A 19,003-nucleotide genomic window follows, 5' to 3' on the forward strand; every position below is an offset into this window, starting at 1 on the left:
GCCACGAGCTGACCTGGCTGGACGAACGACGAGCCGACCGGACGAACGACGAGCCTCGGGCCGGCAGACAGTTCAGGCGACCCGGTGCGGAACGGGCTGCCCGCCGCCGGCCCGGCCGCGCAGCGCACGAACGTCAGCCCAGGAGCGGGCGCGCAGGAACGGCGCCTCGAACAGCTTGAAGAACCCATAGGACACGACCAGGACCGTCGGAATCGTCAGGGCCATGATGACGGCCAGCGCCGCCATTCCCGAGGCCAGGTCCTGAACCAGGTGGAACCAGAGGGTTTCCAGAATCAGCACGTGGATCAGGTAGATGGAGAAGGCGAACATGCCGAGGGTGGTGAGCGGGCGGGCCGCCAGCACCCCACGCAGCCGGGATGTCGGCGCGGCGGCGAGGCCACGGAAGGCCACAGCCGTGACGACGCCCACGAGGACGTCGACCCAGAAGTAGTTGTTCACGATGTCCTCGGACCCGACGACCGTGAAGCCCGCCACGCAGGCGGCGATCAGCAGGCCGGCGAGCCCGAGCAGAGGTACCCGGCGTCCCGCGATCCGCGGTGCCCGCGCGGAGTCGGCCGCGAGCACGCCGAGCGCGAAGCAGGCCAGCATCTGCGGGCTGAGCTGCCCGTACTTTGTGGCGAGCATCGGGGTGTGCGCAAGGGCGACCTTCAGGCCACACACGACGACGACGGTGACGCCCGCCATGGCCACCGGGCCCAGCCGTCGGCGGAGCAGCAACAGCAGCGGAAACAGAAAATAGATCCAGACCTCGACCGCGATCGACCAGAACGTGCCGTTCGGCCGCTCGGTGTCCACCACGATCTGCAGCATCGAGAAGTGCACGAAGAACGCGCGGATTCCGGCGCCGGTGCCGCTGACGCTGTGGGTGACCCAGATCGCGACGGGCACGGAGATCGCCAGTGCGGCCCAGTAGGGCGGGAGGATCCGCCAGGCCCGGCGCCGGGCGAAGGTGCGCCAGCCGCCCTTGAGCCGGTGGCCGTTGGCCGCCGGTGCGAGAGCGAGCGAGTAGCCCGATAGCACGATGAAGACCACCACCGCCAGGTGGCCGTAGAGAAGCCACCCGACATACCACGGGCCGCTGTTTCGCGGGAATCCCGGAAAGACAATCAGCCAGCAGTGATGGAGAACCACGAACATCGCCGCCAGACCGCGCACTCCGTCCAGCCACGCGGTGGCTCCATGTATCTTCTCGGGTGCCTTTCCGGCTGCCGGACGGGCCTGATCCGCATCCACAACCGCACGGGTGGCGCGGGCGAACCGCGGAATCGTCACCGTCCGTTCGGCGGCCTCCGAGCCCGGGAGGGCTCGTCTGGGCACCCACACCGTGGCCTGGTCGACGGAAGCGGGGCCGGCCCCGAGATCGGGCACTGCGGCGGGTGACTCGAAGCCTTCCCGATGGGTCGTCATCGCGCCACTACCGTCCCCCCGCTGCCATCACTTGTGATCATGCCCGGCTGCTGTTGTCCCGCAGCCAGACAGGGGTGCCGCCGCGGCGGGCCCGCGCCTGGCCCCACAGACGCCCGCCCAGCGTGATGGCGACGAAGGCGGCGATCGCCGGTGCCTGGGCCGGCTCCCGCCGGAGGATCCCGGCGACCGCCCGGGCGCTGGCGGTGCTCTCCTCGCGGGCGCGCGAACCGGACTGCTCCGCGTTGCCCATGGAGGCCCGGGCACGGCGGCGTAGCAGGTCAGCGACCTTACGCGGAGGATGGACCATCGACCGTGCCGAGCGCACGACCGTGCGTTCGGACGGCCCGAAGGCGCGATGCAGGTAGAGATCGTCGTTGACGACGTCGGGCAGTGCGGCGATGCGCTGGTGGCCTCGTTCGCTCACCGCGACCACCCCGCGGCCGATCAGCCCGTTCGACACCACCGGCAGCTGCGACCACACCGAGTAGTAGGCACGCACCAGCCAGGGCGAGCCAGCGAGGTCCAGGACCCGTTCCGGCCCGGCCGCCAGGTAGCCGCCGCCGTCGACGGCCTCGGCCAACGCCAGCAGCCCGGCCCGGTCGATCTCCACATCCGCGTCCACATAGATCCGCGGGAAGACGTCCGTGACGGCGTTCCCCATCCGCAGGGCATTGATCTTCGATGGGATGTCGGTGGACAGCACGCGTACGCCCGGCCCGAACGAGGAGGCGACCTCGGCGGTGCGGTCCTTGCACCCGTTGCAGACCACGACCACATCGAAGACGGCGCCCGTGTCGTCCGGGCCAGAGCTGACGATCCTCGACAGGAGTCGGCCGATCACCCGTTCCTCGTTGTGGGCTGGTACCACCACGCTCGCCGACACCCGTCCGGTGCCCGTTCGTGGCTCACTCATGCCCCGCCCCCCGGCGCTGCCGATCCAGTCCGATCCGATCCGATTCGATCCGGTCGGCGGAAGAAGACCTCATGCCAGACCTCGAGACACAGCAATGTCCAGATCCTGATCTCTTCGTTGCGCCGGCCCTGCTGGTGCGTGGCGAGCAGCTGCCGCACGGGTGCCGTGCCGAGAAGGCCACCGACGAAGGACCCGTTGCTGGTCAGCATGTCCGCGGCGAGGTCGGAGAGATCGCCACGGAACCAGTCGGCCAACGGGACCCGGAAGCCGACCTTGGGCCGGTCCACGATCAGCGTCGGCAGGTAGCGGCGCGCCACTTCCTTGAGCACCCACTTGCCGCGGCCGTCCCGCACCTTCACCGACGAGGGAAGCCGAAATGCCAGCTCGACGAGCTCGTGGTCCAACAGGGGCGGTCGCATCTCGACCGAGGCGGCCATCGTCATCCGGTCGCCGCGCTCGAGCAGGTTGTCGGGCAGCCAGCCGAGCAGGTCCGCCTCGAGCATGCCTCGCAGCGGGTCGTTGCCGGTAGCCGGTAACAGCCGGCCCGGCTCCCCACGGGCGATGCCGAGCAGCCGGTTGCGCTCCCGTTCGGTGAAGGGCGCGAACCAGCCGTCACGACGGGCCCGCTCGTCCCTCTCCCCCAACGCCCGCAGCGCGATGCGCAGCCGGTTGGCGCTCGCCGGAAGCGACCGCTGGACTCCGTCGAACAGTGGCCCGCGCAGGCCGGAGGGAACGATCCCGATCCGGGATGTCAGCGCGGCCAGCCGGTACTTCGGATAGCCGCCGAACAGTTCGTCCGCGCCCTCGCCGGACAGCACCACCCGCACATGCTCCCTGGCGAGCTGGGCGAGCCGGTGCACGGCGATGTCCGCCGGCTCCGACACCGGAGCGTCCCGGTGCCAGGTCAGGGTCGACCACAGGTCGGCGAAGTCACTCGGCTTCACCACGATCTCGTGATGGCGGGTGGCGAACTGCTCGCTGACCAGGCGAGCCATCGGCCGCTCGTCGTGCTGGCCGGGCCCGAAGCCCACGGAGAAGGTGTGGACCGGCTCGTCGGTCCGCTGGCTCATCAGCGCCGTCACCAGGCTGGAGTCGACACCGCCGGACAGGTAGGCACCTACCGGGGTGTCCGCGACAGTCGCCCGTTCCACGGCCCGCCGCAGGGCGGCGTCGACCAGGTCGACCGCCTGCCGGGGGTCCACGGGCAGTTCCTCCGTGGCCAGGGGCGGCGACCAGTAACGCCTGATCGTGGAACGGCCATCCCGGGCCACGCTGAGCGCGTGGCCGGGCAGCAGCTTGCGGACCCCCTCGAACAGGGTCGCCGGCGCCGGGACGGACCGGCCCGCCAGGTAGTCGGCGACCGAGGCATGGTCCACGGCTGGCGGCTTCGGCAGCGCCGGCAGGATCGCCTTGATCTCAGAGGCGAACACCAGCTGCGAGTCGTCCAGGCAGTAGTAGAGCGGTAGCACGCCCACCCGGTCCCGGACGAGGGTCAGGCCACCGCTGTCCGCGTCATGGACGGCGAACGCGAACTGGCCGACGAGACGGCTCAGCCCGTCGATGCCCTTCTCCGCGAACATGGCGAGCGCGACCTCGGTGTCGCCACCGGTCTGGAACGGATAGGACATCTGCTCGCGCAGCTGCCGGTAGTTGAAGATCTCGCCGTTGAAGCAGATGTGGTGCCGGCCGCCGGCCGAGGCCATCGGCTGCGCGCTGCCGCCGAGATCGATGATCGACAGGCGGCGATGCCCGAAGCCCACCGGCCCCTGCGCCCAGAAGCCCTCGGCATCGGGGCCACGATGAGCCAATAACCCGGTCATCGTCGACAACATCGCCGGATCAACCGGCTGGCCGTCGAAACGGGCGATACCCGCGATGCCGCACATCAGCCGGCCCGGTGCGGCTTACCGCCGGCGATCGCCCGCCGGCCCGCCCGCCCGGCGTGGCCGAGCGCCGAGGTCTCTCTGGCAATCCTGTCGATGAGCTCGAGAAGCTCCTCGGTGCGGGCGTCCCAGGAGTCGCGCTCGACATGGCGGCGCCGGCCGGCCGGGTCGCCGGGCCCACCGTCGGCGATGGTGTCCCGGATGAGCTGGACGAAGTCCTCCGGACTCCCCGCCACCCGCACCACATCGCGGTCACTGGCGATCTGCGGGTAGTCCGTGGTCACGACGGGCAGCCCCAGAGCCAGATATTCCTTCAGCTTGATGGGGTTGCAGAACCGGATCCACTCGTTGCGCAGCCATGGCATGATCGCCACGTCGAACGCGGCACCGTAGGCCGGGATCTGCTCGTAGGGGCGGAATCCGAGCCAGTGCACGTTCGAGTAGGCCTCGAAGCGGCGCATCGAACAGGTCGCGTCACCGATGAGGACCAGGCTCGCGCTCGGGATCTGGGCCGCGACCTGTTCCAGCAGGTCGAAATCGACCGTGTAGTCGTCGAGCCCGCCGAAGAAACCGATCCGCGGCCCCGGGATGCGGGCGATGTCGGCGGGGGCCGGACCGGCCGTTGCCGCGTTGAAGTGGCCCAGGTCGACGCCGTGCCCGAGAAAGTGCGCCCGGTCCGCCACCGCCGCGCCGTCCCGGCTCATGAGCTCGTGACTGACGTAGAGAACCCGATCGCTGTGCCGCAGCAGCTCGTCCTCCAGCGCGGCCACCACCGCGCCGTTGCTCTCGGTGAATTCGGAGTGCTTGTCGGACCGGTTGTAAAGGAGGCCCGACCGCGCGAGCGGGCGAACCGTGTCCCAGGCCGTGGGCATCGTCACGAAATAGGCGGGCGCACCCAGCCCCAGGCGCTTCGCCACCCGGGCCACCTGAAAACGCACCAGCCAGGCGTTCACCACACGACCCGCGCGGCTGCCGTACAGGGGCAGGAGGACCGGCGAGAGGACATGGAAGTCCGGAAGGTCCGCACGCGGTGTTCTGACCCCGCGCGAAATACTCTTCGCCTTCCGCGCTATCCGCCGCAGCGGCTGGGTGCTCCGGCCCGGCAAGGGCATCCGCACCGCCAGGCTGTTGACGAACAGCACCGGCCGGTGTGCGGCTATCCGGGTCATGAGCTGGAAATCCGAGTGGGCCCGGTTGTGATACCACCAGTCCTGGCCGGAGAAGCACACGATCGGCGGCGCACCGGCGACGTCGGCGGGCAGCGCGTGCGTCGCCGACACGGCCCGGGTCGGCGCGCCGGAGACCCCGGGAGAGCCGGCGGAACGGACCGGGAGCGGAATCACGGCCGGGATCCGGTTCGCGAGGCGCGACCCTCGGGCACCAGCTCGCCCACCACGACCACCACGACCACCACGACCGCCGCGGCTGCGGCGGCTTCCGGTGGCCGCCGCCCCCGGCTGCCTGCCGCCCGCGCGTTCCACCAGCCGCGGCTGGCTCGCCGTCAGCAGCCCTTTCACCGCTGCCTTGCTGATGGCCCGGCCGGACGCGGCCCGGAGAAGCTCGCCCGTGAGAACCGCCGCGGTGAACGCGGCACTCGCCGCGAGGCCGTGCCGGGACCTGAACAGCCGCAACCGGTTGGCTGTGAGCAATGTCCACAGCGCGGGCGAGGTGCCCGACTCCCCGCCGAGATGCACGCCCACCGCGGCCGGCGCGAGGCGCAGCCGGAAACCGGCCTCCCGAACCCGCAGGAGGAAATCGGTCTCCTCGGAGTAAAGAAAGTACGCCTCGTCCCAGTCCCCGACGGCTTCCAGGCATTGCCGCGAGACCAGCAGCGCGGCACCGGTGGCCCAGTCCGCCTCGCTCGGCGCCTCATAGGCCCCCGGCGCGACAACCACCTCACCCAGCGCCGGCCACCGGCCGGCACGGCCACCGAACAACGCCTCGCCCCAGGCCCGGCCGACGGAGGGCTCCCTGCGCAACGAGAACGCGAGCGTGCCGTCGGCCCCGAGCAGTCTGGGCGCGACGACGCCCGTACCGGGTCGCTCCAGCAGTTCCAGCATCGCGGGCACGGCCCCTGGACGGAGCCTGATGTCGGGATTCAGGACGAGCACCGCGGAGGCCGGCGAGGAGGCCGCCCGGATCCCCCGGTTGATCGCCGCCGCATAGCCGACGTTCCCCCCGGTGGGGACGATCCTGATGCCATCGCCGGCCGCCCGGGCAACCTCAAGCGTCGCGTCGCTGGAGGCGTTGTCGACAACGAGAGTCTCGACCGGGACCCGACCGCACGCCGCGGGCAGGGCCGCCAGGCATTCAGCCAGGACGGGTGCGCTGTTGAAGGTAACGATGACCACCGAGACGAGCGGCAGGTCGGATCCGGCGGCCGCGCCGCCATCGGCGGTCGGACCTACCTCGCAAACATCCATGGCCATCCCCCCATAGCCGAACGCTGCCAGTCGCGAGCAGCGCCCGGGTCATAGTACGGGTATGACCGCCCTTGCCCCCACGGGGGCCGTCCGCTATCGTCATCCGCCGGATGCCCTGAAGTGGGTGATCCGGCAGGCTGGCCAGATCTCATACCAGCCCAGATCACGTACCAGCTAGGCTCACGTACGGCTCGGCATCATGTACCGACTAGACCAGGTAGGTCAGTAGACCAGGTAGCCGCTGGACCATACTAGCTACCAGACAACTACTACTGCCTGCGATAACCGGTCACTTGTCGCAGTCGGTCAGTTCATGTAGAGGCATCTACACGGTTGCAGTACAACACACCACCCGAACCTCAGATACACGAATGTTCAGCAGCCGAGTTCCACGGTGCCGCCGCGTTGGGGGGAGCAGTGGCTTTGGGAACGTTAGCACGTAAACATGTCCTGATAATCGTCCAGAATCTTCCGGTTCCGCTGGACCGCAGGGTCTGGCTGGAATGCCAGGCGCTGGTGAGGTCCGGGTACCAGGTTTCCGTCATCTGCCCCAAGGGCCCCGGGGATCCGTCCCGCGAACTCCTCGACGGTGTGTGGCTCTACAAGTACCGTCCGCCGGCGCAGGCGAACGGCTTCGCCAGCTACATCAACGAGTTCGTCTACTGCTGGCTGCGGACGGCGCTGCTGTTCGCGCGGATCTTCCTCACCCGCCCGTTCTCCGTGGTGCAGGCCTGCAACCCGCCGGACACCTATGCCCCGCTGGGGCTGATCGCCAGGCTTCTCGGGGTCCGGTTCGTCTACGACCAGCACGACCTCTGCCCGGAGATCTACCTGGCCCGCTTCGAGAAGCCGTCCAAGAAAATCTTCAAGGCGCTGCTCGGCCTGGAGCGCGCGACCTACCGGGTCGCGGACCATGTGATCTCCACAAACGAGTCCTATCGCGCGATCGCGATGCGGCGCGGCCACCGCACCCTCGAGAACACCACCGTCGTGCGCAGTGGTCCCGACACGACCAGGATGAAGCCCGGGCCGGCGCAGCCCGAGCTCCGCCTGGGTCGGGAACACCTCGTCTGCTATCTGGGCATCATGGGCCCTCAGGACGGCGTGGACATCGTTCTACGGGCGATGGACGTCATCGTTCACAAATTCGGCCGCAAGGACGTGAGTGCCGCCCTGCTCGGCTTCGGCGACTGTCTTGAGGAGCTGCGCAGGTTGTGCACCGAGCTCGATCTCGACGACTACGTCACGTTCACCGGCAGGGCTGACGCAAACATGATTCGGGACTATCTGTCCACCGCCGCGGTCGGCCTCAGCCCTGATCCATACAACGAGCTGAACGACATTTCCACGATGAACAAGACCATGGAATACATGGCGCACCAGCTCCCGGTCGTGACCTTTGATCTCGCGGAGACCCGGGTCTCCGCGGCGGACTCCGCCGTGTACGTCGAACCGGGTGACATCACCGCGTTCGCCACCGCCGTCTGTGAGCTCCTCGACGACGCGGACCGGCGCAGCGAGCTGGGCGAACGCGGCCGCCGCCGGGCAGTCGAAGTGCTGGACTGGGCCGCCCAGGCCCGGGCCTACGTCAGCGTGTACGACCGGCTGCACGGCATCACCCGCTCCGACGGGACGTCCGCCGCGCCGGCGCCGTCCGTGCGGGTTCCCACCCCGGCCCTCGCGTCGAAGGGCTCCGAGGTCGAGGCGGCCGGAAGCTCCGCCGGGCAGGCGCTGCGCCCATGAGCATGGCGAGGAACGTCCGCCGTCTCATGGTGGAGTCGCCGAACTCGCTCGGCGCGCGCAGTCGCGGCCGCCGCTGGGAGCGAGTGCGTGAGTTCTTCCCGAGCATCGATGACATGCGGGTCATCGATCTCGGTGGGACCGTCGACTTCTGGCTGCGGCTCGACCGCCGGCCGGCGCACGTCGTGGTGATCAACCTCGACAAGCCCGCCGAGCCCGCGCCGCCCGACATCACGGTGATCGTCGGCGACGCGTGCAACCCGCCGCCGGAAGCCCTCGTCGGGGACTTCGACCTGGTCTTCTCGAACTCGGTGATCGAGCACGTGGGCGGGCATGCCAACCGGCTCGCCTTCGCGGAGGTGGCTCGGCGGGTCGCGCCGCTGCACTGGGTGCAGACACCGAACCGCTACTTCCCGCTTGAGCCGCACTGGCTCTTCCCGGGCTTCCAGTTCCTGCCCGTGGCGGCGCGGGCCTCTGTCGCGCAGCACTGGCCGCTCGCGCACACGAAGTCGGCGACCAGGCAGGACGCGCTGCGCGCGACCATGTCGACCGAGCTGATCGGCCGGACCGAGCTGAAGGCGTACTTCCCCGACTCCGACATCGTCGAGGAGCGGACGGGGCCACTCACGAAATCGATCATCGCGGTCCGCCCGGAGGTCTCCGGGGCCTTCAGCGCCGCACTCCCGACGGCAGATCCTGGTGGAGGCCCAGCGCGGTGAGACTGCCGGAAGGGCGAGCTCGGCGTGGTGCCGCCATCGGCGCCGTGCTCTGCGTCGTGCTCGTGGGTGTCCTGGTCGGCGCGCGTCTCGCGGGCGTCGGAACGGGCGATGACAGCGGCGAGGGCGCCTCGAGCCGACCACAGCTGGTGGTCGGCTCGACCGGCGCGCCCGACGACGCGCTGGTCGCCGACCTGTACGCGCGGGAGCTCAGCGACCACGGGCACAACGCGGTCGTCCGCACCTTCGAGAGCCGTGACCAGCTGATGTGGGCCTTGGAGGAGGGCACCGTCGACCTCGCGCCGACCTACCTCGACGAGCTGCGCGACAGCCTCGCCGAACAGGCCGGCAGCGGGGTGCAGACGACCCCCGCCCTCGGCTCGAACGTCGCCGAGGTCACCGGCCTGATGCAGGCCCTGACCCAGCGGAAGCTGATCGCCTACCCCACCGCCCCCGGCGGGCGTACGCCGGCGTTCGCGGTAACCGCGGCGACCGCCGAGCAGGCCCACCTGAGCACCCTGTCGGACCTGGCCGCACCGGGCGTGGCGAGCGGGCTGACCCTCGGCGCGCCGGCAGCCTGCCAGACCTGGGCGGGATGCCTGCCGGCGCTGCGGGACTCCTACGGCGTCGGCTTCGGGCAGGCGAAGGAGCTTGACGACGGTGGGCCCGGCACGATCCGCGCCCTGCTGGACGGAACCGTGCAGGTGGCACTCGTCTACGGCTCGGATCCCGCGGTCGCCGCGAACAAGCTGGTCCTGCTGCAGGACGACCGGCACCTGCTCCCCGCCAACAACCTGCTGCCGCTGGTGCGCATGGACGTCGCCAACCTCGAGCTCCAGGGCCTGCTGTACCAGGTCACCCAGACCCTCACCACCGCGAACCTGCTGGAGCTTCAGCAGCAGGTGAGCGCGGCACCCGACGGTCGCGCCCGCGCCATCGAGAGCTATCTCGACAAACACGTCCAGACTGGTTGATCGCCAGATGACCAGCGGCAGGGAATCAGTCATTCTGGTCGCGGCCTCCGGGCTGGCCAGGGAGACCGCCGAGGCCGTCCACGCGGCGGGCGGCTACGAGCTCGCCGGGTTCGTCGACGACAATCCGCAGCGGTGGGGCACCGAGGTCGACGGGCTGCCGGTGCTCGGCGGCCTGGAGGCCATCTCGGCGCGGTCGTCGGCCCGAATAGTGCTCTGCCCCGGGCCCGGGTGGGCTCGCCGGCGGCTGGCGCACCGGCTCGCCGCGGCGGGCGTCCCCGAGGAGCGCTACGCGACGATCATCCATCCGACGGCGGCCGTGGCGAGATCCTCGGAGATCAGCCCCGGATGTGTCCTGCTCGCCGGGGTCGTGCTGACGGCGTCCGTGCGGCTGGGCCGGCACGTGGTGATCATGCCGAACACCGTTCTCACCCACGACGACGTCGTCGACGACTACGCCACGCTGTGCGCCTCGGTCTCGCTGGCCGGGTCGGCGCGAGTGGGATCAGGCGCCTATGTCGGGGCCGGGGCGCTGGTACGGGAGGGCGTCGCCATCGGGGCCTGGTCGACGCTGGGCATGGGCGCCGTCGCCCTGCGGGATGTTCCGGATGGCGAGGTCTGGGTGGGGAATCCGGCCCGCTTCCTGCGGCGGGCGGCGCTCCCGGGCGACCAGCCCTCGGCGACCAGCCCCTCCTAGCCCTCCAGCAGGCCCTGCAGATAGACGCCGTAGCCGCTCTTCGCCAGCGGCGCCGTCAGCGCCCGCAGCTCCTCGTCGGTGATGAACCCCTCACGCCAGGCGACCTCCTCGACGCAGCCGATCTTCAGCCCCTGCCGTTCCTCGATGACCTGGACGAACTGGGCGGCCTGCATCAGGGAGTTGAACGTGCCGGTGTCGAGCCAGGCGGTACCCCGGTCGAGCAGGTGCACGTTGAGCTTGCCGCGGCGCAGGTACTCCTGGTTGACCGCGGTGATCTCCAGCTCGCCCCGCTCGCTCGGCTTCGTCTCCTCGGCGATCTCCAGCACCGAGTTGTCATAGAAATAGAGACCGGTGACGGCGTACCTGGACTTCGGTGCCACCGGCTTCTCCTCGATGGAGATCGCACGCCGCCGGCCATCGAACTCGACGACGCCATAACGCTCTGGATCCGAGACGTGATACGCGAAGACCACGCCGCCGTCCGGATCGGTGTAGCGCTTCAGCTGGTCACCGAGGCCGACCCCGTAGAAGATGTTGTCGCCGAGAACGAGGGCGACCTTGTCGCGGCCCACGAAATCCGCACCGATAATGAAGGCCTCGGCCAGGCCTCTCGGTTCGTCCTGGATCGCGTACTCGAACTGGCAGCCGATCCTCGATCCGTCGCCGAGCAGGCGCTGGAACTGAGCCTGGTCCTGCGGAGTGGTTATGACGAGGATCTCACGGATCCCCGCGGCCATCAGGGTCGAGAGCGGATAGTAGATCATGGGCTTGTCGTACACCGGCATGAGCTGCTTGCTGACCGCGTGGGTGATGGGATACAGCCGGGATCCGGTGCCGCCCGCGAGAATTATTCCCTTCATACCAGCCGCCGCCCGCCTTTCGGCGCCGATCCCCACTGATCGGCGCGAGGTCCTACGCGCATTACCCGCACCGTCACGCCGACGCCTCGAACGGACGGGCGTCCGCCAGCGGCACGTGCCCGCGGTCCCGCTCCGAGATCACGGCCTTGTCCAGCGGGATCGGCCAGTGCACGCCAACCTCCGGGTCCGCCAGGTTGACAAACACGTACTCGTCGTACTGATCGGCACTCCAGTGGCGGTTCACACTGTAGAGGTAGTAGGTGTCGTCGACCAGTGTCTGGAACGAGTTGGCCACCCCCCGCGGCAGGAAGACCGCACGGCCGTTATCGATCTCCACCGTGACGACCCGCCCGAAGTTCTCGCCCCTCCGCAGGTCGAGAAAGGCGCAGAAGACCTGGCCGGCGACCACCGAGATATATTTGTCCCACGGCTCGGCGTGAAAGCCTCGGGTAACCCCGGCCTGCCGGTTGTACGAGACGCTGGTCTGGACCACCTCGAAGGATTCCGGCAGCCCGGCGGCGACGAGTTTGGCCCGATGGAACTTCTCCTGAAACCAGCCACGCTCGTCACCGATGCTCGTGATATCGAAGACGAGCAGCCCCGGAATCTCCGTCTCCCGGGCGGTGAACTCGGTTGTTGCCACGGCCATGCGAAACTCCCCCTCGCGTCGTCGGTCGCACCACGAGAGCAGCCTGCCTGGCCGAGACTCTCCGCGTGCGAACCGTCCCCCTGACGCTTGCCTGGCGAATCATAAACCGGCTCGCCAGCCGGATGCCGGCGGGACGACGCACCGGTGGGACCATCGGTTCTTCCGGGACCGCTCCTTTGTTCGGACGTACCTGATGGGACCGAGCCTGGTGGGACGGACCTCGGTGCCCACCGCTCCAGTGTCCCGTGCGGGGCCGCCGCCGCCGGGCGTTTCGCCCTGGCGCGTCTGGCCACCGGTTACCGCTCAGCTCTCGACAGCCGCCTCGGCATCGGCCTCGGAGTCACGCGTCGCGATGACCGCGTCGTAGACGTGGCGGGGTGTGACGCCGTTCTCGGCGGCGACGGCCTTGCGCGCCTCCTTCGGCGCCATGCCACCGGCGATGAGACGCGCGACGGCGGCGGCCAGGGCCGCGGGCCCCACCGCACCCCCGGCCGCGCCTTCCTCCACCGCACCCGCGGCCGCTCCGCCGGCGCCACGTCCACCGCCACTGCCGCCTGCGCCGGCACCTGCGATCACCAGAGTGAACTCACCGCGGATCACCCGGCCGTCGGTCGCCCACTCCACCAGGCCGGCCAGATCGGTCCGGACGATCTCCTCCCAGGTCTTGGTCAGCTCCCGGCACAGCGCCGCACGCCGGCCACTACCGAGGACGTCCGCAAGGTCGCGCAGCGCCGCCAGCAGGCGGTGCGGGGACTCGAGGAAGACCATCGTCCGGGGTTCCGCGGCCAGTCCACGCAGCCGGGCACGGCGCTCACCGGCCTTGCGGGGCAGGAATCCCTCGAACGTCCACCGGTCCGAGGGCAGCCCGCTGACCGCCAGCGCCGCCGTCACCGCGGACGGGCCGGCGACGACCGTGACCGCGACCCCGGCCCGCGCCGCCGCGGCCACCAGGCGGTACCCGGGGTCCGAGACACCCGGCATGCCCGCGTCGGTGATCAGCGCGACGGTGCGGCCGGCGAGCAGTTGCTCGGTGAGCATCTCGGCGCGTGCGCCCTCGACCGCGTCATAGCAGGAGACCACCCGCCCCCCGATGGTGATCCCGAGCGCGTGCGCGAGGCGGCGCAGCCGCCGCGTGTCCTCGGCGGCGACGATGTCCGCGCTCGCGAGCACCTCGCCGAGGCGCGGACTGGCATCCCGAGGGTCGCCGATCGGGGCACCGCACAGCACCAGGGTCCCGGACACCCGACCAGTCTGCCAGGGCCCAGGACCTAGGCTGATCGCGTGACGGCGACGACGGCGCAGCTTCCCCGACCCGAGACCGGGCCGTCCGGGTCGCCCGGCCCGGCGGGACCGGCCGGGCGCGCGCGGGTCACACCGGATGGCTCCGCGACGCCCGTCACCGCGCGCGAGCGGCTGTACCGACCGATGCCGACCGACCGGTTCGTCGGCTGGCTCGCGCCGGTGCTGCTCGCGGTGGCCGCCGGCGTCCTGCGCTTCTGGCGCCTTACCGAGCCCCGCGGGATGTACTTCGACGAGATCTACTACGTCAAGGACGCCTGGGGTCTCATGACCGCCGGCTACGAGATCGACTCAAACACCTGCAACGGGCCCGCGTACGTCGTCCATCCACCGTTCGGCAAGTGGCTGATGGCCGCGTCGCAGTGGCTGTTCGGCTACGTCGACTGCGGCGGCGCCGCGCACGGCAGCCCCGAGCTGGGCTGGCGCTTCTCGTCCGCGCTCGCCGGGACGCTGGCCGTCCTGGTGCTCGCCCGCACCGCCCGCCGGATGTTCCGCTCGACGGTGCTCGGGTGCTTCGCGGGACTGCTGCTGGCGCTGGACGGGCTCGAGTTCGTCCAGAGCCGCATCGGCATCCTCGACATCTTCCTGATGACGGGCATCGTCGTGGCCCTGGCGTGTCTGGTCCTCGATCGCGACCACGGCCGCCGGCGGCTGGCCGACCGGCTCGACCGGGTGGCGGCCGGCGCGGCCGGCACGGGCTCGGCGGCCGATGCCCGGTACGGGCCCAGACTCGGCCTGCGCCCCTGGCGAGTGGCCATGGGGGTGGCACTCGGGGCCTCGCTCGGGGTCAAGTGGAGTGCCCTCTACACCGTGATCGGTTTCGCCGCGCTCGCCCTGGCGTGGGACATCGGTGCCCGACGCACGGCCGGGGTGCGCTCACCCGTTCTGGGCGCGCTGCGCCGCGACCTGCCCGGCTGGCTGGTGGGCTTCGTGATCCTGCCGATAGTGACCTTCCTGGCAACCTGGACGGGCTGGTTCGTCACCGACGGCGGCTGGAACCGCCACGAGCACGGTGACGGCTTCGTCAACGCCTGGTGGAGCTGGTGGGACTACCAGCGGGAGGTGCTCAGGTTCCACGAGGGGCTGTCGGACAGCCACCCGTTCCGCTCGACGCCGATGAGCTGGCTCGTGCTCGGCCGCCCGATCGCCTACTTCTACAGCTCCCCCGCGTTCGGGGCCGAGGGCTGCACAGCGCCCGGCGGCTGCTCGCGTGAGGTCATCGCCCTGGGGAACCCGGCGATCTGGTGGGGCGGCACCGCGGCCCTGGTCGGCTCGCTGGCGCTGTGGGTGCGTCGCCGCGACTGGCGGGCGGCGCTGGTGCTCGTCGGCTTCGGTTCGGCCTTCCTGCCCTGGCTGCTGCTCCCCAGCCGGACGATGTTCTTCTTCTACGCGCTGCCGAGCCTTCCGTTCCTGGTGCTGGGGCTCACCGCGATGGCAGGCCTGGCCCTCGGGCCGCGGGACGCCTCCGAGGCCAGGCGGCTCGGCGGCGCGCTCTCGGTCGGCGTGTACACGGTGATCGTGGTCCTGTTGTTCGCCTACTTCTACCCGATCCTGGCGGCAGAGGTGATTCCTTATTCATCCTGGCGAATGCGCATGTGGTTCCCGGGGTGGATCTGACCCGGTTTCGGCAGCGTTGCGTTCCAGGGCCGGCACGCAGCGCCCCGGACGCCCCCGCAGGGGCGGCGTCGCCCGGCCGCATTACGCGCCAGATCGACCGGAACAGACCACAGCCGTGTCCCATGTCACCTTTACCGAAAACTCGCCGCCGTGCTGACAACGCCCCGAAGTGGGAGCATCACCCAGAGATGACACCGGCTGAATCGGGTCGACACGGGGGAGACGCTTTCAACCATGGGAAGTCACCGAAAGTCCATGCCGTCCGCGACTAGCAGCATCGCCTCACCCGAGAAAGAGGGGGGTCACGAACGAGCCGACAACCCGATCAGGGATCGTGGATCGGTCACCACGTCCCTTGGCCGCAAGGACGGGGATGCCCAGACGGGTCCCCGCGGCACGATCGGCCACCGGCCACGGGTGTCCGGGGGACCCGAACTGGGAGGAAAGACCATGGCGGATGTGTCGGTACGCTTCGCAATGACCGATGACAGCGAGATCGTCCTGAACCTCTCGCTCACCCAGGCGATCCGGCTCACCGAAGCCATCGCGTCGAAGGTCAGCCAGGCCATGACCGAGCAGCCGCGCGCGGGCATGAACGGCAACGCCTACGGCCCGGGAGTGCGCCCGGGGCCGTACTCGACGTCCTGATTTCTCCTGGCGCCGTCGGGGCGCCCGAAAACCGCGTCCGGTCGCAGCTCCGGGCGATGCTCCGGCACACCTGGCCCGCCCGCCGACGCCACGACGACGACGTCGGAGCCTGGCGGGCCCGGCATCGTGTGCCGGGCCGCTGACCCGACCGTGAAGTCGGAGCCGACGACCGCTATCCCGTTTCCGGCCGCCGGTGCGCCGGCCGGTCGGCCGGGGCGGGCCGGTACAGGCGGGCTCTGGATCGGCGAACTCTGATTCGGCCTCACCTGGCCTGGCTGTACCTGGCCGGGCTGGGTCTGGCCGGGCTGGGTCTGGCCGGGCTGCGCCGACGGCCCGGGCTGCGCAGACGGCGATGCCTTCGCATGGTCGGGCCCGGTGAGCTCCGCGATCAGCGCGTTGAGCAGCTGGAGATCTCGGCGGCGCAGCTCGGCCAGCGAGGCCGCGTCGGAGTGGCCTGGCGTGAGAGCGGCCCGCACCCTGCTGAGCGCGCTGCGCAGCGCCCCCAGCGCCTCGGGGGCGAGCAGCCCCTCCCGCAGCACCAGCACCACCTGCCCGCCGTGATCGACGACGTCGCAGGGCTGGCTCATCTGCATCGTGACGACACGCAGGCCCATCGGCGCCTCCTGGTCATAGACCAGGCAGAGCTTGTCCTCCGCCAGCACCTCCGCGGACCCGTCGTCCCACAGCACGGTCGCGCGGGCACACGGCGACGTGGCCACCGGCATGGCGTCGACACGAACGCCGTCCTGGGCCGCCGGCGCCTCCTGCCACTGCACCGGATGAACCGACAGCACGGTCCCACGCCGGGACCACACTCCACCGCCAAGGTCATCCACCGGGAAGACCCGGTCGCCGCGAGCGAACATGACAAGGCCGGCTCGACCGTCCTCGATGGTCGGCCACTGCTTGGTCATGCGGCGATCGTAGGGCGCGCGCTCCGAGCCTGGATACCCGAGACCCCGGGCAACGCCGCCACGCCGGCGTGACACCACACCGCACCAAGATCGACCAAGGGCGACTTCACTGTCAGAACAGGTATTTCAGGTGATTCCGCGCCGTTGCGCGATCCGGCCGCGGGCCGGCACGACCGACAACCCCATCGGGTAGTCGGCGGCACCTTCGGCGCCCCCATCCGTCCCGGCATGCGGGGTGGTTCGGCCGCCCGGGCGAGGTACCTTCGGCTGACCCCGCCGATGTGGACCGAGGACCCCCCGCACCCGCCCGCCGCTCCGGCCACGCCCGGACCTCCCACGCGCGGAGAACTGCATGCCCGGATCCGACCATCCACCGAGCAGCTACCCACCGATCGAGGAACACGCGGTCATCGGCGACCTGCGCACCGTGGCCCTCGTCGCCACGGACGGCACGATCGACTGGTACTGCCCGCAGCGTTTCGACGGTGCCTCCGTCTTCGCGAGCCTGCTCGACGCCGACCGCGGCGGATCCTTCCGCATCCACTGCTCCCGGTCCAAGGCCAAGCAGCTCTACCTGCCCGACTCCAACATCCTGATGACCCGCTTCCTCACCCCCCATTCGGTGGGCGAGGTGGTGGACTTCATGGTCCCGGTCGACAACGACCTCACCGAGACGCCACACGTGATCGTCCGGCAGGCACGCGCCGTGCGCGGCACCGCCGGGTTCAACCTGCGTTGCGACCCCCGTTTCGACTATGGACGGGCGTCGCACACGGTGACCCTGGTTCCCGGGGCCGGGGCGGTCTTCGAGTCGGCCGCCGGCACCCTCGTCCTGCGCACGGCTCTGCCGCTGCGGGTGGAGGGCACCGCGGTCACCTGCGCGTTCGAGCTGGCCATGGGTGAGACGTCCGAAATCGTGCTGGAGTGGAACTCGCGGATCCGGCCGCTCGCGCCCGGCGAGGCGGACGAGATGTTCGCCCGGACGCTGTCGTACTGGCAGACCTGGCTGCGCAGGGGCCGCTACCAGGGCCGCTGGCGGGAGATGGTGCTGCGGTCCGCCCTGGTCCTGAAGCTGCTCGTGTACCGCCCGACCGGGGCACTCATCGCGGCCCCGACCACCTCCCTGCCGGAGGAGCTCGGCGGGGTGCGCAACTGGGACTACCGCTACACCTGGATCCGCGACGCCGCGTTCACGACCTACGCGCTGATGGCCCTCGGTTTCACCGACGAGGCCGCGGCCTTCATGGACTGGCTGGAACAACGCTGCAAGGAGGCACCGCCGGGCCGCGGGCTGCGCGTGCTCTACAGCGTCGACGGCAACGCCGACCTGGACGAGATCGTGCTCGACCACCTCGCGGGCTACCGCGGCTCCAAGCCGGTCCGGATCGGCAACGGCGCCGCCGACCAGCTCCAGCTGGACATCTACGGCGAGCTGATGGACTCGGTCTACCTGTACAACAAGCGGGTCCCGATCTCCTTCCAGCTCTGGGAGGCGCTCGGGCGCCAGCTCGACTGGCTCGGCCGGCACTGGGAGCAGCCCGACGAGGGGATCTGGGAGACCCGAGGCGGGCGGCAACGGTTCACCTACTCCGCCGTCATGACCTGGGTGGCGTTCGAGCGGGCATGCCGGATCTCCCGGCAGCGCGGCCTGCCCGGCCCCACCAACGACTGGAAGGAGCACGCCGGCCGGGCCTACCGCTTCGTCCAGAACGAGGCCTGGGACCCGCGCAACGGCGCCTACATGGAGTTCCCGGGCTCACCACGGCTGGACGCCTCGCTGCTGTGCATGCCGCTGGTGAAGTTCTCCGGCCCCACCGACCCCCGGTTCCTCTCGACGCTGGACCGGGTCGGCACCGAGCTCGTCAGCGACAGCCTGGTCCGGCGCTACGCCGCGGACGGCAGCGACGGCATCACCGGTGACGAGGGCACGTTCAACCTGTGCTCGTTCTGGTATGTGGAGGCGCTGACCAGGGCCGGGCGCATCACCGAGGCCCGCATGGTCTTCGAGAAGATGCTCACCTACGCCAACCATGTGGGCCTCTACGCCGAGGAGATCGGCCCGTCCGGCGAGGCCCTGGGCAACTTCCCGCAGGCGTTCACCCACCTGGCGCTGATCAGCGCGGCGATCCATCTGGACCGCGCACTCCCCTAGCCAGGGTCCTGCGCCTCGGTAGCGGCCCCGGCGCCGCGCCCCGGTGCCGCGCCTCGGGCCGCGCCGCGGGCAGTCGTTGCGACCAGACAAGAC

Annotated in this window: 15 protein-coding genes; 7 read left to right on the plus strand and 8 right to left on the minus strand. The window is 70.3% G+C overall.

The window, feature by feature from the left end; translation table 11 throughout:
• Window positions 1-72: 72 nt before the first annotated feature.
• The 4 genes from AWX74_RS25085 to AWX74_RS25100 are packed head-to-tail and all read right to left on the minus strand — an operon-like array spanning window position 73 to window position 6,647.
• Window positions 73-1,428, minus strand: a complete 1,356-nt coding sequence (locus tag AWX74_RS25085; protein ID WP_091281771.1) for an acyltransferase family protein — start codon at window positions 1,426-1,428, stop codon at window positions 73-75.
• A 37-nt stretch (window positions 1,429-1,465) separates the two neighbouring features.
• Window positions 1,466-2,341 carry a glycosyltransferase gene (locus AWX74_RS25090; protein ID WP_091281777.1) on the minus strand — a complete coding sequence of 292 codons (876 nt, stop codon included), beginning with the start codon at window positions 2,339-2,341 and terminating at the stop codon, window positions 1,466-1,468.
• The gene (asnB, locus tag AWX74_RS25095; RefSeq protein ID WP_091281780.1) at window positions 2,338-4,227 is read right to left on the minus strand and encodes an asparagine synthase (glutamine-hydrolyzing); all 1,890 of its coding nucleotides are present in this window, start codon (window positions 4,225-4,227) and stop codon (window positions 2,338-2,340) included. The genes AWX74_RS25090 and asnB overlap by 4 nt, the downstream gene beginning before the upstream one ends.
• The gene (locus tag AWX74_RS25100; protein WP_091281782.1) at window positions 4,227-6,647 is read right to left on the minus strand and encodes a glycosyltransferase; all 2,421 of its coding nucleotides are present in this window, start codon (window positions 6,645-6,647) and stop codon (window positions 4,227-4,229) included. The genes asnB and AWX74_RS25100 overlap by 1 nt, the downstream gene beginning before the upstream one ends.
• Before the next feature lie 417 nt (window positions 6,648-7,064).
• On the opposite strand from AWX74_RS25100, the gene AWX74_RS25105 reads away from it, so the two are divergent.
• The 4 genes from AWX74_RS25105 to AWX74_RS25120 are packed head-to-tail and all read left to right on the plus strand — an operon-like array spanning window position 7,065 to window position 10,771.
• Entirely contained in the window at window positions 7,065-8,390 is a 1,326-nt protein-coding gene (locus AWX74_RS25105; protein ID WP_242666406.1) for a glycosyltransferase family 4 protein, read from the plus strand.
• Window positions 8,387-9,106 carry a class I SAM-dependent methyltransferase gene (locus tag AWX74_RS25110; RefSeq protein WP_193209805.1) on the plus strand — a complete coding sequence of 240 codons (720 nt, stop codon included), beginning with the start codon at window positions 8,387-8,389 and terminating at the stop codon, window positions 9,104-9,106. The genes AWX74_RS25105 and AWX74_RS25110 overlap by 4 nt, the downstream gene beginning before the upstream one ends.
• Window positions 9,103-10,077: a glycine betaine ABC transporter substrate-binding protein gene (locus tag AWX74_RS25115; RefSeq protein ID WP_165615780.1), complete on the plus strand. Its 975-nt coding sequence runs from the start codon at window positions 9,103-9,105 to the stop codon at window positions 10,075-10,077. The genes AWX74_RS25110 and AWX74_RS25115 overlap by 4 nt, the downstream gene beginning before the upstream one ends.
• A 7-nt stretch (window positions 10,078-10,084) precedes the next feature.
• Window positions 10,085-10,771, plus strand: a complete 687-nt coding sequence (locus AWX74_RS25120; RefSeq protein WP_091281790.1) for an acetyltransferase — start codon at window positions 10,085-10,087, stop codon at window positions 10,769-10,771.
• Here the strand turns inward: AWX74_RS25120 and rfbA are convergent.
• The 3 genes from rfbA to rsmI all read right to left on the minus strand — a co-directional run bounded on the left by rfbA (window position 10,768) and on the right by rsmI (window position 13,522).
• Window positions 10,768-11,631: a glucose-1-phosphate thymidylyltransferase RfbA gene (gene rfbA, locus AWX74_RS25125; protein WP_054571369.1), complete on the minus strand. Its 864-nt coding sequence runs from the start codon at window positions 11,629-11,631 to the stop codon at window positions 10,768-10,770. The genes AWX74_RS25120 and rfbA overlap by 4 nt on opposite strands.
• Window positions 11,632-11,704: 73 nt before the next feature.
• Window positions 11,705-12,280 carry a dTDP-4-dehydrorhamnose 3,5-epimerase family protein gene (locus tag AWX74_RS25130; RefSeq protein WP_054571370.1) on the minus strand — a complete coding sequence of 192 codons (576 nt, stop codon included), beginning with the start codon at window positions 12,278-12,280 and terminating at the stop codon, window positions 11,705-11,707.
• Between the two features lie 303 nt (window positions 12,281-12,583).
• On the minus strand, window positions 12,584-13,522 hold the full coding sequence (gene rsmI, locus AWX74_RS25135; RefSeq protein WP_091281794.1) for a 16S rRNA (cytidine(1402)-2'-O)-methyltransferase: 939 nt from the start codon (window positions 13,520-13,522) through the stop codon (window positions 12,584-12,586).
• A gap of 39 nt (window positions 13,523-13,561) precedes the next feature.
• Here rsmI and AWX74_RS25140 point away from each other — a divergent pair, with 39 nt between their 5' ends.
• A complete protein-coding gene (locus tag AWX74_RS25140) occupies window positions 13,562-15,196 on the plus strand; it encodes a dolichyl-phosphate-mannose--protein mannosyltransferase (protein ID WP_091281798.1) in 1,635 nt (544 codons plus the stop codon).
• Window positions 15,197-15,646: 450 nt separating this feature from the next.
• Complete coding sequence (locus tag AWX74_RS25145; RefSeq protein ID WP_006541195.1) at window positions 15,647-15,844, plus strand: hypothetical protein; 198 nt, start codon at window positions 15,647-15,649, stop codon at window positions 15,842-15,844.
• On the opposite strand, the gene AWX74_RS25150 is transcribed toward AWX74_RS25145, so the two are convergent.
• The gene (locus tag AWX74_RS25150; protein WP_091281802.1) at window positions 15,802-16,758 is read right to left on the minus strand and encodes a hypothetical protein; all 957 of its coding nucleotides are present in this window, start codon (window positions 16,756-16,758) and stop codon (window positions 15,802-15,804) included. The two genes, AWX74_RS25145 and AWX74_RS25150, sit on opposite strands and share 43 nt — an antisense overlap.
• Before the next feature lie 352 nt (window positions 16,759-17,110).
• Here AWX74_RS25150 and AWX74_RS25155 point away from each other — a divergent pair, with 352 nt between their 5' ends.
• Window positions 17,111-18,910: a glycoside hydrolase family 15 protein gene (locus AWX74_RS25155; RefSeq protein ID WP_091281805.1), complete on the plus strand. Its 1,800-nt coding sequence runs from the start codon at window positions 17,111-17,113 to the stop codon at window positions 18,908-18,910.
• The last annotated feature ends 93 nt before the right edge of the window (window positions 18,911-19,003 follow it).

The organism is Parafrankia irregularis, assembly GCF_001536285.1.
Classification (GTDB): Bacteria; Actinomycetota; Actinomycetes; order Frankiales; family Frankiaceae; genus Parafrankia; species Parafrankia irregularis.